Origin of the sequence: Listeria monocytogenes (genome assembly GCF_900187225.1) — a bacterium.
Taxonomy (GTDB): domain Bacteria; phylum Bacillota; class Bacilli; order Lactobacillales; family Listeriaceae; genus Listeria; species Listeria monocytogenes.
In genome coordinates this window covers 1780756-1795498 of record NZ_LT906436.1, presented here as the reverse complement: position 1 = coordinate 1795498, position 14743 = coordinate 1780756, and the positions used below count along the sequence as shown (strand labels likewise).

The 14743-nt window shown below is 38.8% G+C and carries 13 protein-coding genes; 12 read left to right on the top strand and 1 reads right to left on the bottom strand.

The genetic code is table 11. The features are described from left to right. Positions 1-15: 15 nt before the first annotated feature. The 6 genes from purM to CKV70_RS09070 all read left to right on the top strand — a co-directional run bounded on the left by purM (position 16) and on the right by CKV70_RS09070 (position 5156). Positions 16-1065 carry a phosphoribosylformylglycinamidine cyclo-ligase gene (gene purM / locus CKV70_RS09095; RefSeq protein ID WP_014600929.1) on the top strand — a complete coding sequence of 350 codons (1050 nt, stop codon included), beginning with the start codon at positions 16-18 and terminating at the stop codon, positions 1063-1065. Next, positions 1062-1628, top strand: coding sequence for a phosphoribosylglycinamide formyltransferase (gene purN, locus CKV70_RS09090; RefSeq protein ID WP_014600928.1), 567 nt, complete (start codon positions 1062-1064; stop codon positions 1626-1628). Before purM ends, purN begins: the two co-directional genes overlap by 4 nt. Positions 1629-1633: 5 nt before the next feature. Then, the gene (gene purH / locus CKV70_RS09085) at positions 1634-3163 is read left to right on the top strand and encodes a bifunctional phosphoribosylaminoimidazolecarboxamide formyltransferase/IMP cyclohydrolase (RefSeq protein ID WP_014600927.1); all 1530 of its coding nucleotides are present in this window, start codon (positions 1634-1636) and stop codon (positions 3161-3163) included. A gap of 24 nt (positions 3164-3187) precedes the next feature. Further along, positions 3188-4450, top strand: a complete 1263-nt coding sequence (gene purD / locus CKV70_RS09080; RefSeq protein ID WP_014600926.1) for a phosphoribosylamine--glycine ligase — start codon at positions 3188-3190, stop codon at positions 4448-4450. A gap of 137 nt (positions 4451-4587) precedes the next feature. Beyond that, positions 4588-4884 carry a YerC/YecD family TrpR-related protein gene (locus CKV70_RS09075; protein WP_003720075.1) on the top strand — a complete coding sequence of 99 codons (297 nt, stop codon included), beginning with the start codon at positions 4588-4590 and terminating at the stop codon, positions 4882-4884. Between the two features lie 17 nt (positions 4885-4901). Next, a complete protein-coding gene (locus CKV70_RS09070) occupies positions 4902-5156 on the top strand; it encodes a hypothetical protein (protein WP_003722240.1) in 255 nt (84 codons plus the stop codon). Between the two features lie 41 nt (positions 5157-5197). Here CKV70_RS09070 and CKV70_RS09065 read toward each other — a convergent pair whose 3' ends face one another. Continuing rightward, positions 5198-6553, bottom strand: coding sequence for a sodium-dependent transporter (locus CKV70_RS09065; protein WP_014600925.1), 1356 nt, complete (start codon positions 6551-6553; stop codon positions 5198-5200). Between the two features lie 206 nt (positions 6554-6759). Between CKV70_RS09065 and CKV70_RS09060 the strand changes: the two genes are divergently transcribed. From CKV70_RS09060 to gatA, 6 genes are all read left to right on the top strand, one after another. Then, positions 6760-7437, top strand: a complete 678-nt coding sequence (locus CKV70_RS09060) for a heptaprenylglyceryl phosphate synthase (protein WP_003733245.1) — start codon at positions 6760-6762, stop codon at positions 7435-7437. A gap of 64 nt (positions 7438-7501) precedes the next feature. After that, positions 7502-9697: a DNA helicase PcrA gene (pcrA, locus tag CKV70_RS09055; RefSeq protein ID WP_022741854.1), complete on the top strand. Its 2196-nt coding sequence runs from the start codon at positions 7502-7504 to the stop codon at positions 9695-9697. A gap of 24 nt (positions 9698-9721) precedes the next feature. Beyond that, a complete protein-coding gene (gene ligA / locus CKV70_RS09050) occupies positions 9722-11737 on the top strand; it encodes an NAD-dependent DNA ligase LigA (RefSeq protein ID WP_014600923.1) in 2016 nt (671 codons plus the stop codon). Next, complete coding sequence (locus tag CKV70_RS09045; protein ID WP_003722234.1) at positions 11734-12849, top strand: CamS family sex pheromone protein; 1116 nt, start codon at positions 11734-11736, stop codon at positions 12847-12849. Before ligA ends, CKV70_RS09045 begins: the two co-directional genes overlap by 4 nt. A 124-nt stretch (positions 12850-12973) precedes the next feature. Continuing rightward, entirely contained in the window at positions 12974-13267 is a 294-nt protein-coding gene (gene gatC / locus CKV70_RS09040; RefSeq protein WP_003722233.1) for an Asp-tRNA(Asn)/Glu-tRNA(Gln) amidotransferase subunit GatC, read from the top strand. Between the two features lie 23 nt (positions 13268-13290). Further along, complete coding sequence (gene gatA / locus CKV70_RS09035; protein WP_014600922.1) at positions 13291-14742, top strand: Asp-tRNA(Asn)/Glu-tRNA(Gln) amidotransferase subunit GatA; 1452 nt, start codon at positions 13291-13293, stop codon at positions 14740-14742. Position 14743: the final 1 nt, after the last annotated feature.

Here is a 14743-nt window from a genome sequence, read left to right as displayed (position 1 = left end):
GGAGTGACAAATCGAATGGCAGAAAATGCATATAGTAAAGCAGGAGTGGACGTAGAAGCTGGCTATCAAGTAGTGGAACGCATCAAAAAACATGTGGCTAGAACAGAACGAATAGGCGCGATGGGGGCACTTGGTTCTTTTGGTGGAATGTTTGATTTAAGTAGCTTGAATTTAAAAGAGCCTGTCCTTGTTTCTGGTACAGATGGTGTTGGGACAAAATTACTTTTGGCTATTGAAGCAGATAAACATGATACCATCGGGATTGACTGCGTGGCAATGTGCGTGAATGACATTTTAGCTCAAGGTGCCGAGCCATTATTTTTCTTAGATTATATCGCTACTGGAAAAACAGATCCAGTGAAAATGGAACAAATTGTTAAAGGTGTGGCTGACGGCTGTGAACAAGCTGGTGCGGCTTTAATTGGCGGCGAAACTGCTGAAATGCCCGATATGTACGGGGCAGACGATTATGATTTAGCAGGTTTTACTGTTGGGGCTGTAGAGAAACAGAAACTAATTACAGAAGGCGCAGTCAAAGAAGGAGATACACTCATTGGAATTCCATCTAGCGGGATTCATAGTAATGGTTACTCCCTAGTGCGCAAAATTTTCTTTAAAGATAACGAATTGACACTCGATGCAGAAATTGGTGAACTAGATGTGCCACTTGTGGAAGAGCTACTTAAACCAACACGTATTTATGTCAAACCAGTTTTAGAAGTGTTGAAAGAGGTAGATGTGCACGGAATTACGCATGTGACGGGTGGCGGATTTGTAGAGAATTTACCACGGATGTTAACGAATGATTTAGCTGTGAAAGTGGAGCTAGGTTCATGGCCAGTGTTGCCGATTTTTGACATTATGAAGAAATACGGCCAATTAAACGAAATGGAAATGTATGAAATTTTCAATATGGGTATTGGTATGGTGTTGGCAGTTGCGAAAGCGGATGTGGAAAGAACATTAGAAGTACTCGTTCAAAACGGAGAAGCGGCTTATGTTATTGGCGAAGTTACGACACGTGAAAATGATGCGGTTATGTTCACAGGAGGAACAAAAGGATGAATATAGCCATTTTTGCTTCGGGTAACGGTTCGAATTTTCAAGCTTTAGTGGATGATGCGTTTATTAAGCCTCATGTGAAATTACTGGTATGTGATAAACCGAATGCTTATGTTTTAGAGCGGGCAAACAAACATGATATTCCAGTTTTTCTTTTTGAAGCGAAAAATTATCCGGATAAAGAAGCTTTTGAAACAGAAATTTTACTAGAACTTCGCGGGTTGGAAATTGATTTGTTAGTGCTAGCAGGATATATGCGTTTGATTGGACCAACCTTATTAGCGGAATTCCCTGAGCAAATTGTGAACCTGCACCCGTCGTTGTTGCCTGAATTCAAAGGAAAAGATGCAATTGGTCAAGCAATTCAAGCGAATGTTTCAGAAACTGGTGTCACCGCGCACTTTGTGGATGCAGGAATGGATACTGGACCAATTATTGATCAAGTGAAAGTACCGATTGAACATGCGGAAACTGTAGATACTTTAGCTGGAAAAATTCATCAAGTAGAACATATTTTTTATCCAAAAGTGATTCGAGGATTAATTCAAAATGGAGGGAACGATTAATTATCATGAAAAGAGCGCTTATTAGTGTGTCAGATAAAAACGGCATCGTGCCATTTGCAGAAAAATTAGTAGAACTTGGAGTAGAAATTATTTCGACTGGTGGAACAAAAGCGGCATTTGAACAAGCTGGCGTACCGGTTACGGGAATAGAAGAAGTAACTGAATTTCCAGAAATGCTTGATGGTCGCGTGAAAACACTTCATCCAGCAATTCATGGTGGGTTACTGGCAAGACGCGATACAGCTGAACATATGGAAGCTATTGCGGCACACGATATCAAGCCAATTGATTTAGTCGTTGTAAATTTATATCCTTTCCAAGAAACGATTCAAAAATCTGGTGTTACTTTAGAAGAAGCGATTGAAAATATTGATATTGGCGGACCTTCGATGTTACGCTCAGCTGCGAAAAATTATGCAGCGGTAACTGTTGTAGTTGATACAGTGGATTACGATACGGTACTTACAGAACTAGAAGAACACAGTGCAACTACTTTTGAAACGCGCCAACGTCTAGCTGCGAAAGTTTTTCGGCACACAGCGGCCTATGATGCTTTAATTGCAGAATACTTAACGAACATCACTGGAGAAACTTTCCCAGAAAAAGTAACATTAACTTACAATCGAAAACAAGTTTTGCGTTATGGTGAAAATCCTCACCAAGATGCCGCTTTTTATACAGAACCTGGCACGGTAGAAAATTCAATTAGTTCCGCGAAACAGTTGCACGGTAAAGAGTTATCTTACAACAATATTCGCGATGCAGATGCAGCACTTAAAATTGCAAGTGAATTTACAGAGCCGGTCGCGGTTGCAGTAAAACATATGAATCCGTGCGGCGTTGGTGTTGGAGAAAATATCGAAGAAGCTTATTTGAAAGCTTATGAAGCGGATGAAACGTCTATTTTTGGAGGGATTGTTGCCTTAAATAAAGAAGTGGATGCGAAAACAGCCGAACATATGAGCAAAATTTTCTTAGAAATTATTATTGCGCCAAGTTTCTCTGAAGAAGCGTTTGCCATTTTAGCGAAAAAGAAAAATATTCGCTTGTTAACTGTTCCGTTTGCCGGTTCCGTAAAAGGTTTCGAGAAAACATCTGTAAATGGTGGACTTCTTATTCAAGCGAGCGATTCTGTTATAGAAGATACAGCGAGTTATGAAGTAGTAACGGAAAAACAACCTACAGAAGCGGAAATGAAAGCTTTAATTGCTCAGTGGAAAATTGTGAAACATGTCAAATCCAATGCGATAGTAGTAGGATCTGATAAACAAACACTTGGAATTGGTGCAGGACAAATGAATCGAATCGGTTCCGCTTTAATTGCACTAGAGCAAGCTGGCGAGAAAGCAAAAGGAGCCGTACTTGCCTCGGATGCCTTTTTCCCAATGGATGATACGGTCGAAGCTGCGGCAAAAGCGGGAATCACTGCGATTATTCAGCCTGGTGGATCCATTAAAGACAAGGAATCCATTGCGATGGCAAACAAATATGGTATTTCCATGGTTCTAACTCATGTACGACACTTCAAACATTAATCCTCCAAAAGGACGTGTAAATAAATGAACTTATTAGTAGTTGGTAGCGGCGGTAGAGAACATGCTATTAGTAAAAAATTATTAGAATCCAACAATGTCGAAAATGTATACTGTGCTCCGGGAAACGACGGAATGCGTTTAGACAACATCCAACTCGTAGCTATTTCTGAAACGGATAAAGCTGGTTTAATTGATTTTGCTAAAAAAGCAGAAATTGCCTTTGTTATTGTTGGGCCTGAAGTGCCTCTTTTAGAAGGCGTTGTCGATGCTCTCGAAGAAGCTGGAATTAAAGCATTCGGTCCAAAAGCAAATGCAGCATTAATTGAAGGCAGCAAAGATTTTGCGAAACAATTTATGGAGAAATATGCTATTCCAACGGCAGCATCAAGAACTTTCACCGATTATGCGGAAGCGAAGGCATACTTGGATGAGCGAGGAGTGCCAATCGTCATTAAAGCAGATGGGCTCGCTGCTGGAAAAGGAGTCACTGTAGCGTTAGAAATGGAAGAAGCAGTTCTTGCATTAAAAGATATGATGCTAGAAGAAAAATTCGGTGACGCATCTCTCAAAGTCGTTATCGAAGACTTTTTAGCGGGAGAAGAGTTTTCATTGATGGCGTTTGTAAATGGGGAAGAAGTTTATCCAATGGCTATCGCGCAAGATCATAAACGCGCTTATGAAGGCGATAAAGGACCAAATACTGGCGGAATGGGCGCTTATTCTCCGGTGCCACATATTTCTGAAACGGTAGTAGACGAAGCTGTCGAAAAAATTCTTCTTCCAGCTGCAAAAGGAATGGTAAAAGAAGGTCGTTATTTCCGCGGAATTCTCTATGCTGGGCTTATCTTAACCGCAGAAGGTCCAAAAGTAATTGAGTTTAATGCACGCTTTGGTGATCCGGAAACACAAGTTGTTTTGCCTCGTTTAGAAAGTGATTTTGCAGCACTGATAGACGCTTTACTCCATAATGAAAAACCAGATGTGCGCTTTAAAAATTCAGGGATTACGCTAGGAGTTGTCCTAGCAAGCGCCGGTTATCCAGAGCATTATGAAAAAGGAAACAAATTAACTGGTCTAAATGATGTTGCAGAAGGTGTAGCGATTTATCATGCAGGTACAAAACAAGATGAAAATGGCGATTTTATTTCTGATGGTGGACGCGTCTTGCTACTAGCCAAAGAAGCAGAAACGATGAGTGACGCACGCACTTTACTTTACCCAGAAATGCAAAAACTGGACAATCCTAACTTTTTTTATCGAATCGATATTGGCGTGAAAGCAGAATAATAAAAAAGTACTATCTAAGGGAGAAATTCCTAGATGGTACTTTTTTGTTCATTTAGTGAAGAGAAACGTTTGTGTTTTACGCGTTGGTACGTTAAAATATGAAAGTAGGATATATGAGATTATTTGGAGGTAAAGATATGCAAATAGAGAAGTTGCGTGGACAAGGATTGGATGAATTCTTCCAAGGGATTTTAACCCTCGAGAATTTAGAAGAATGTTATGCTTTTTTTGATGATGTTTGTACAGTGAATGAAATACAGTCCATGGCTCAACGTTTCCAAGTAGCAAAAATGCTTCATGATGGAAAAACATACAATGTGATTGAATCAGAAACTGGGGCAAGTACAGCAACCATTTCACGTGTAAAACGCTCGCTTCATTATGGCAATGATATGTATGATGTTGTATTTTCAAGAATGACGAAGCCAGAATAAGATTGGTAGAGGTTAAGTTGAAAAAGTTTAATAGTAAAACCTATCAGATTGTTATCATCTCTATTCTTGCTCTTGCAGTTATTTATTTTGTGATTAATATGATTTCCACTGGCACCGGACTTGATTTTTCTTTACTGTGGCACTGGGTCTTTATTATTTGTTTTATTTTCACGACACTTGCTAATGTTAGAGAAAAACGAGCCATTGGAACGGCAATTGGCCTCAGTGGAATCTTGATTTGTGTAACAAGCATTGTCCTTATGGCAATATAAGAAAAGCAATCTCGCTAAAACTTAGCGGATTGCTTTTTTTGTTAAAAAAGAAAATCGATTAAACCAGTTGCAGAGAGGAAGACGAAAATAATCGCGATTGGTGCAATATATTTAATAAGAAAGAGCCAAAGAATAAACACTTTTTTTCCAAAATGGCTGCTTGTGGTAAATTCTTTTAAAAGTAATTCGCGAGGTAATCGGTAGCCAACGAAAATCGCGATAAATAAAGCACCAACTGGCAAGATAATATTCGACACAAGATAATCGGCAGCATCAAAAATACTTAGTCCAAAAATCTGAACATCGCTCCAAACGCCAAAACTAAGCGCACTTGGAATAGCCATCAAAACGATTACGAGCCCCATCCAAAGACTTGCTTTTTTACGATTAACGCCCGCATTCATCAATGGCGCAACCGTTGCTTCGAGCATCGAGAAACTAGAGGTTAATGCCGCAAATAAGAATAAAATCAAGAAAATAATAAAGAATAACATCCCAAAGGGCATTTGATTAAAAATTGAAGGTAAAATAACGAATAACAACCCAGGCCCCGCATCTGGCGTAATATTAAACGAAAATGCTGCCGGGAAAATGGCCAATCCCGCAAGAAGCGACACAAATACATTCATAAGCGAAACCGAAATGGCAGACTGCGGTAAACTTGTCGAACGATTTAAATAAGAACTATAAGTCACCATTACCGAAATCCCCACACTGAGTGAAAAGAAGGCCTGACCAAGCGTAATAAGAACCGTTTGTGCTGTAAAGTGACTAAAATCGGGTCGTAAGAAAAATGCGACACCTTCCATTGCACCAGGTAGCGTCAAAGACCGGATGATTAAAACAATAAATAAAATAAATAAGGCCGGCATCATAAACTTACTCATTTTTTCAATCCCGCTAACAACTCCGCGGCTAATAACAATGACATTTAGTAAAATAAAGAGAATCGTCGCACCAACTGATATCCATGGATTAGCTGTCGTCACTTGGAAATCATGCAGCAAACTAGCTTGATTTTCTCCGGCAATCCCACCAGCGAGCGTTTTAATTAAGTAAGTGATAATCCAACCACCAACTACGCTATAAAAGGAAAATAAAATACTTGCGCCGACTACGCCTAATTTTCCTAGTAAACTCCATTTTGTTCCGGGAGCGAGTGTTTTATAAGCTTGAACGGCATCACCGCCAGAACCTCGTCCAATCACAAATTCTGCAATTAAAAGCGGCATAACAACGAGCAAAGTTAAAACTAAAAACAATAAGAAAAATGCGCCACCTCCTGCAGTTGCAGCCACATAAGGCAGTTTCCATATTGCACCAATTCCTATTGCGGACCCAGCGGATGCTAATATAAATCCGACTTTTGAGCCCCATTCTTCTCTGTTTTCTTGCATAATATCCCCATTTCCTTTTTTCTATGTAAATACTCAGAAGTCTTAATAAAATCAAATTTTCCTCATCATACCATAAAATAAAAGCTATCCCAATAACAACTAACAAAAAAAGCTTAAAAAAAGTTAAAATTTCCTATTGTAAGGGTGCGATGAAATGTAACTAATGCTATAATAAGATATCCCATTATAGAGACTTGGAGGAGCAAATGAAGCATTTATTCAAGTTAGATCCAGCAAAGAATTTACCTACTAATGATGTCACGAAGCTCATCCATTCTGGAACCGATGGATTTATTATTGGTGGGACAGATAATGTGCAAATCGAAGCAGTCCAAAATCTGTATGAATTATTAGTCGAAACGGACTTGCCAATTTTCCTTGAAATAAGCAATGAATCCATGATTTTACCTGAGGCAGACCATTTTTTAATTCCAGTTGTGTTGAATACGGAAAATAGTAAGTGGACGCATGGTTTACACAAGGAGTTAATCAAAGAAATGGGAGAATTTATTCCTTGGAAGCGAGTTACATCAGAAGGTTACGTTATTTTAAATAAAGATGCAAAAGTGGCTCATTTAACAGAAGCAAAGACCGATATAACGGATGAAGACATCATTGCCTATGCGCGGTTAGCAGAGAATATATTTCATCTGCCCATTTTTTATGTCGAATATAGTGGCATGTACGGAGATCCAGAGGTTGTAAGAAAAGCAAGTGCCGCTTTAAGTAACACAAAATTTTGGTATGGGGGCGGGATACGTTCAAAAGAACAAGCCGCTGAAATGGCAAAATATGCGGATACGATTATCGTAGGCAATATTATTTATGAAGATTTAGAAAAAGCACTAGAAACCGCGACTATTTTTAGGAAGAAAACGGTTTGATTATAAAGTGTAGTATGATAAAATAAGAACAAATGTTTGTATGGTGGTGTATAGGAGAATGCAATTGAATGCAAAAGAATTAGTGGACGGATTGAATCCGGAACAACGAAGAGCAGTAGAAAGTACAGAAGGACCTTTATTGATTATGGCTGGTGCCGGAAGTGGGAAAACTCGAGTTTTGACCCATCGGATAGCTTATTTAGTGAGAGAACGTGGCGTAAATCCGTATAACATTTTAGCGATTACGTTTACGAATAAAGCAGCTCGCGAAATGAAGTCGCGGATTGGCAATTTAATGGGCGGAGAAGCAGAATCTATTTGGATATCTACTTTTCACTCGATGTGCGTACGAATTTTACGCCGTGATATTGACCGCATTGGCTATGAACGTAATTTTACTATTTTAGATGGCAGTGACCAATTATCGGTTATTAAAGGTATTTTGAAAGAAAAGAATGTCGATCCCAAGAAGTTTGAGCCAAGGGGTATTTTGGCTTCTATAAGTAATGCAAAAAATGAACTGATAACAGCAAGCGAATATATTAAAGAAGCAAGTGGTTTTTATGACAAAATGGTCGGCGAAGTCTACGAGAAATACGAGAAGAAACTCAAAAAAAATCAAGCACTCGATTTTGATGATTTAATTATGGTGACGATTCAATTATTTGAACGTGTTCCGGATGTTTTAGAATATTATCAGCGTAAGTTTCAATACATTCATGTGGATGAGTACCAAGATACTAACCATGCGCAGTATTTACTCGTAAAACAACTTGCCTCGAGATTTAAAAATTTATGCGTCGTTGGGGACTCGGATCAATCAATCTATGGTTGGCGCGGGGCAGATATTAGTAACATCATGTCCTTCGAAAAAGATTACCCAAATGCGAAAACCATTTTGCTAGAAGAAAATTATCGTTCAACCAAACGTATTTTAGAAGCGGCGAACCGTGTGATTGAAAACAATGGTAACCGTAAACCAAAAAATCTTTGGACAAGTAATGCAGAAGGGAAGAAGATTTTTTATCATAAAGCATTAACGGAAAAAGAAGAAGCGGCCTATGTAGTTATGAAAATTCAAGAAGAAGTAAATAACTCGAATCGACCACTTTCTGACTTTGCGATTCTTTATAGAACTAATGCACAGTCCCGTGTAATGGAAGAATATTTCATGAAGTCGAATATGGCGTACACGATGGTCGGCGGTACAAAGTTCTATGACAGAAAAGAAATTAAAGACATTTTGGCGTATTTACGTCTGATTAGTAATAATGAAGACGATATTAGTTTGACACGTATCATTAATGTACCAAAACGCGGCGTTGGACCAGGTACTTTAGATAAACTAAATAATGTGGCGACCACGTATGATTTGAGCTTGTTTGAAGTCCTTAACCGCATCGAACTAGCGGGAATTTCGCCTAAAATAAGCAAAGACTTAGTTGCGTTTCATGATTTGATTCGCGGCTTCACGCAAATGCAAGATTTCTTATCCGTAACCGAACTCGTAGAAGAAATCCTTGAAAAAACAGGCTACCGCGCAATGCTAAAAAATGAACGAACCATTGAAGCGCAAACACGTTTAGAAAATATCGACGAGTTTTTATCTGTAACACAAAACTTTGAAAAGGAAAATGACGATAAAACGTTAATTGCCTTTTTAACTGATTTAGCACTCGTTGCTGACGTCGATAAGTTAGAAGAAGACAATGAAGAACAAAACGGGGCTGTCACACTGATGACACTTCACTCTGCCAAAGGACTAGAATTCCCAGTTGTCTTTTTAGTTGGGATGGAAGAAGGGATTTTCCCACATTCCAGAGCGATTTATGAGGAAGATGAAATGGAAGAGGAGCGTCGTCTTGCTTACGTTGGTATCACTCGAGCGGAAGAAGAACTTTTCCTAACGAGCGCTTACTCACGGATGCTTTATGGACGCCCATCATCTAATCAGGAATCTCGTTTTATTGGAGAAATCCCTCGAGATTTACTGGAATTAGGTAATGAAAACAAACTAAAAGCTGATAAACCATATGCTAAACCTCGTATTCCACAAAAAACAACAACCGCCTACAAATCTTCAGGCGCAGAAACACTTGGCTGGACAGTCGGCGACAAGGCTAGTCATAAAAAATGGGGCGTAGGAACAGTCGTCAGTGTCAAAGGGGAAGGTAGCGGAATGGAACTAGATATTGCATTCCCGAGCCCAACTGGCGTCAAACGATTGCTCGCAGAATTTGCGCCAATTGAAAAAGTATAAATTTGGAAAAAGCAGGTGAAAATGATGGCTGATAAAAAACGGTATGAAGAACTAATCAACATACTTGATCAATACAGCTATGATTATTATGTAATTGATAATCCAACAGTAGAAGATGCCGAATATGATCAGAAGATGCAAGAATTACTTAAAATAGAAGAAGCGCATCCCGAGTGGGTTACACCTGAGTCACCGTCGAAACGAGTTGGCGGAGAAGTTTTAGAAGGTTTCAAAAAAGTAGCACATGACACCCCAATGTTAAGTCTTGCCAACGCTTTTAACCATGAAGATTTGGCGGATTTTGACCGCCGAATTCGCGACAAAGTGGGCGATGATATTGCTTATATGTGCGAACTTAAAATTGACGGACTAGCAGTATCCCTTCAATACGAAAATGGTAAATACAAACAAGGTGCTACCCGCGGTGATGGAACCATTGGAGAAGACATTACCGCTAACTTGCGCACGATTCGTTCCATTCCGATGAAACTTCAAAAGGATTATTCCATTGAAGTTCGTGGTGAAGCTTTCATGCCGAAACGCTCTTTCCAAAAACTAAATGAAATTCGCGAAGAAGAAGGCCAGATGTTATTTGCTAATCCGCGAAATGCTGCGGCTGGATCACTTCGACAATTAGACACAAAAATTGCAGCGTCAAGAAATCTCGATATCTTCTTGTATGCAGTAGCTGATTTCGGTGAAATGGGCGTTGAAACACATAGCGCCGGTTTAGATATGCTTGAAACACTTGGTCTTAAAGTCAATAAAGAGCGCCGGCTTTGCAGTAGTTTAGAAGAAGTATATGCTTACATTGACGAATGGACAGAAAAACGCGCCGACTTAGCATATGATATTGATGGCATTGTTCTAAAATTAAACAACTTAGAACAACAACGCCAAATGGGAACCACCGTTAAATCACCTCGTTGGTCGATTGCTTATAAATTTCCAGCCGAAGAAGTACCAACTAAGTTACTTGACATTGAATTAAATGTAGGTAGAACAGGTGTAATAACTCCCACCGCCGTGTTAGAACCAGTGAGAGTGGCAGGGACAACCGTTAGCCGTGCTTCCCTTCATAATGAAGATTTAATTACGGAAAAAGATATCCGCATTGGCGACACTGTTTTAATCAAAAAAGCTGGCGATATCATTCCAGAAGTTATTAAAAGCATCACCGAAGAACGTAGCGGAAGTGAAGAACCATTCCATATGCCAAAAAATTGTCCGACATGCGACAGTGAACTGGTTCGTTTGGAAGAAGAAGTGGCGCTAAGATGCATTAATCCTAAGTGCCCAGCTCAAATAAAAGAAGGTCTTATCCACTTTGTTTCCAGGAATGCGATGAATATTGACGGACTTGGTGAAAAAGCAATTATCCAGTTGTTTTCACAGCATTTAATTAAAGATGTAGCAGATTTGTTTTTCCTTTCGAAGGAGAAACTGTTAGAATTAGAAAGAATGGGTGAGAAATCAGTAACTAATTTACTGGCATCCATCGAAGCAAGTAAACAAAACTCGCTTGAAAAACTACTTTTTGGCTTAGGAATTCGCCATGTTGGTGCTAAAGCTGCCAAATCACTTGCCGTTCATTTCGAAACAATGGATAATTTAAAAGTTGCGGACAAAGAAACACTGACGAATATTAACGACATTGGTGAAAAAATGGCAGACAGTATTGTGACCTATTTTGCGAATGAAGAAGTACATGATTTATTAGAAGAACTAAAAAGGGCTGGCGTCAATATGACCTATACAGGGCCAAAACTAGAAGATATGTCCGAGGAAGAACTTGTTTTCGCAGGTAAAACCGTTGTCTTAACTGGGAAACTAGAGAAGTTAACACGAAATGATGCAAAAGCACTAATCGAATCCCTCGGAGGAAATGTTTCTGGAAGCGTCAGTAAGAAAACGGATGTTGTTGTAGCTGGCAGTGATGCTGGTTCTAAACTAGCCAAAGCTGAAGAACTAGCCATTCCTATTTGGTCAGAAGAAGACTTAATAGAGTACTTACCAGACGAAGGTGGATTAAACGAATGAAAAAACTCATAATAGCAGCGCTCGGCTTAACGCTTGTGCTTTCTGGCTGTGCCCCAAAACTTGACTCAAACGATAAAGTGGTACAAAAAGATGATTCAAAAGCGGAAACGGGCATCATGACAAAAAACCAAATCTCATCCAATTATTACAAAACCGTACTACCATACAAAGCAAGTAAATCCCGTGGACTTGTCGTATCGAATATTTATTCACGATATGATATTAACGAATTAGAATCTGGTTTAATGCGTGTTTCACAAAATAAATACTCACCAGATAATTATCTTTTTCAAGAAGGGCAATACTTGGATAAAGAAACTTTAGAAAAATGGTTAGATAGAAAAAGTGATAAAAATCCGAATGGTTTAAACCCAGCCAGTAATGGTAACGGTGAGAATCGTAAACCAATCTATCTAGCACATATTTTAGAACAAGATTATTTAAAACAAACGGATAAAGATACGGTTGCTCTTGGTGGAATTTCTATTGCCCTTGCAATGAATTCGGTCGATTATTACCAAAAAGAAAAATATGGAGACACTTATGAACAACCAATTAGTGATAGTGAATTATTAGCACAAGGGAAAGAAATGTCTGCCACTGTGTTAAATCGAATTCGCCAAACAAAAGGTTTAGAAAATGTTCCTGTAACGATTGCTATATACAAACAAGGCGCTCGTGATGCGGTAGCTCCTGGGAATTACATTGCTTATGCAACTGCAAATGGTGACAGTCTTTCTAATTGGAAAGATATAGATGAAAAAAATTATGTTTTACCATCAACTGAATCTGCTAAAGATCACAAAACAGATAATGACAATTTCTTGAATTTCAAAAAAGCAATTGAAGACTATTATCCAAACTTTACAGGTGTCGTTGGTCGTGGTAGATATGAAGACGGTCAACTAGCAGAATTAAACATTGATATTCCATTACAATTTTATGGTGAAGCAGAGATTATCGGCTTTACACAGTATGTGACGGATTTAGTCGGACAACATATTCCGAAGACAGCTGATTTACAAGTCAATATTTCTACATCCGATGGCCCAGCTGCATTGATTACAAGAAAAGCAAATGAAGATGCAGCAACTGCTCACATTTACGATTAATAAAAAACAATGCGAATTGTTCTTTCCTGTTGTATAATTATGCAGGAGAGGACAGTTCTTCCCATTTTTAACAGGAGGGAAGCACTACCGCGTAGTAAGTACCATTAAAAAGGAGGATGGCATTTTGTCAAATATATCAAAAGAAACAGTAGAAAAAGTAGCAAATCTTGCCAAACTAGAAGTATCAGAAACAGAAGCAACTGCTTTCGCTGGTCAGCTTGGTAAAATTATTGAGCTAGTAGAGCAATTAAATACTTTAGATACAACGAATGTAGAACCTACCAGCCATGCAATCGACGTATCAAACGTTTTACGTGAAGATGTAGCAACAAAAGGGTTAGATCGTAAAGAAGTACTAAAAAATGCCCCAGATGAGCAAGACGGCATGTTCAAAGTACCGACAATTATGGAACAATAAAGAGGCTAAGGAGGGAAAATATTTTGGGTTTATTTGATTTTTCAGTAAAAGAGCTACATGATAAATTAGTTAAAAAAGAGATTTCACCATTTGATTTAGTATCTGAATCTTTCAACCGAATTGAATCTGTAGAGGACAAAGTTGGTTCCTTTATTACTTTAAATAAAGAAGCAGCATTTGGTGTAGCAGAAGAGCTTGGAGATGCTGGCATAGATCCAAACAACATGCTTGCAGGTCTTCCAATTGGAATTAAAGATAATATCGTGACAAAAAATTTACGTACAACAGCAGCAAGTAAAATTTTAGAAAACTTCGATCCGATTTATGATGCGACCGTCGTTTCTAAATTAAAAAACGTGCAAACAATTAATATCGGAAAATTAAACATGGATGAATTTGCGATGGGTTCCTCGACAGAAACATCGTATTTCCACAAAACACATAACCCATGGGATTTATCCAGAGTTCCTGGTGGTTCTTCAGGCGGCAGTGCATCCGCAGTCGCAGCCGGCGAAGTATTATTCTCGCTTGGTAGTGATACTGGTGGATCTATTCGTCAACCAGCAGCTTTTTGTGGGGTAGTCGGAATGAAACCTACATATGGTCGTGTATCTCGTTTTGGTTTAATTGCCTTTGCGTCTTCTTTAGACCAGATCGGGCCAATTACTAAAAATGTAGAAGATAATGCGTATTTACTAGAAGCGATTTCTGGTTTAGATGCAAACGATTCTACTTCCATTAATCAACCAGTAGAGCGTTTCTCAGATAGCTTAACAGGAGACATTAAAGGCTTACGCATAGGTGTTCCAAAAGAATATCTTGCGGAAGGGGTTGACCCTGGCGTAAAACAAGCTGTATTAGATGCGCTTAAAACACTTGAAAAACTTGGTGCGACTTGGGATGAAGTTTCTTTACCGCATTCTGAATACGGTGTAGCAAGTTATTATATTTTAGCATCCAGTGAAGCATCTTCTAACCTTTCTCGCTTTGACGGCGTTCGTTACGGATACCGTTCTCCAAATGCGACTACTTTAGAAGAACTTTATACAAAAACACGTTCTGAAGGATTTGGCGATGAAGTAAAACGTCGTATTATGCTTGGAACATATGCGTTAAGCTCTGGTTATTACGATGCTTACTACAAAAAAGCACAACAAGCACGTACGCTAATTAAACAAGATTTTATTAACGTATTTGAAAACTACGATGTAATTATCGGACCAAGTTCTCCGACAACAGCTTTCAAAATTGACGGCATGATCAATGATCCAATTACAATGTATTCCAATGATATTTTAACTGTTCCGATTAACTTAGCTGGCGTACCAGCTATTTCTGTTCCTTGTGGATTCTCAGATGGCTTACCAGTAGGCTTACAAATTATCGGTAACTACTTTGAAGAATCGTTATTATACAAAGTAGCACATGCTTTTGAACAGGAAACAACATTCCATAAAGAAAAACCAAACTTATAGG

What these genes read in the sequence shown, in the direction of transcription:
- purM (WP_014600929.1), top strand. Translation starts at nt 16, where the DNA reads ATGGCAGAAAATGCATATAGTAAAGCAGGAGTGGACGTAGAAGCTGGC.
- purN (WP_014600928.1), top strand. Translation starts at nt 1,062, where the DNA reads ATGAATATAGCCATTTTTGCTTCGGGTAACGGTTCGAATTTTCAAGCT.
- purH (WP_014600927.1), top strand. Translation starts at nt 1,634, where the DNA reads ATGAAAAGAGCGCTTATTAGTGTGTCAGATAAAAACGGCATCGTGCCA.
- purD (WP_014600926.1), top strand. Translation starts at nt 3,188, where the DNA reads ATGAACTTATTAGTAGTTGGTAGCGGCGGTAGAGAACATGCTATTAGT.
- CKV70_RS09075 (WP_003720075.1), top strand. Translation starts at nt 4,588, where the DNA reads ATGCAAATAGAGAAGTTGCGTGGACAAGGATTGGATGAATTCTTCCAA.
- CKV70_RS09065 (WP_014600925.1), bottom strand. Translation starts at nt 6,553, where the DNA reads ATGCAAGAAAACAGAGAAGAATGGGGCTCAAAAGTCGGATTTATATTA.
- CKV70_RS09060 (WP_003733245.1), top strand. Translation starts at nt 6,760, where the DNA reads ATGAAGCATTTATTCAAGTTAGATCCAGCAAAGAATTTACCTACTAAT.
- ligA (WP_014600923.1), top strand. Translation starts at nt 9,722, where the DNA reads ATGGCTGATAAAAAACGGTATGAAGAACTAATCAACATACTTGATCAA.
- CKV70_RS09045 (WP_003722234.1), top strand. Translation starts at nt 11,734, where the DNA reads ATGAAAAAACTCATAATAGCAGCGCTCGGCTTAACGCTTGTGCTTTCT.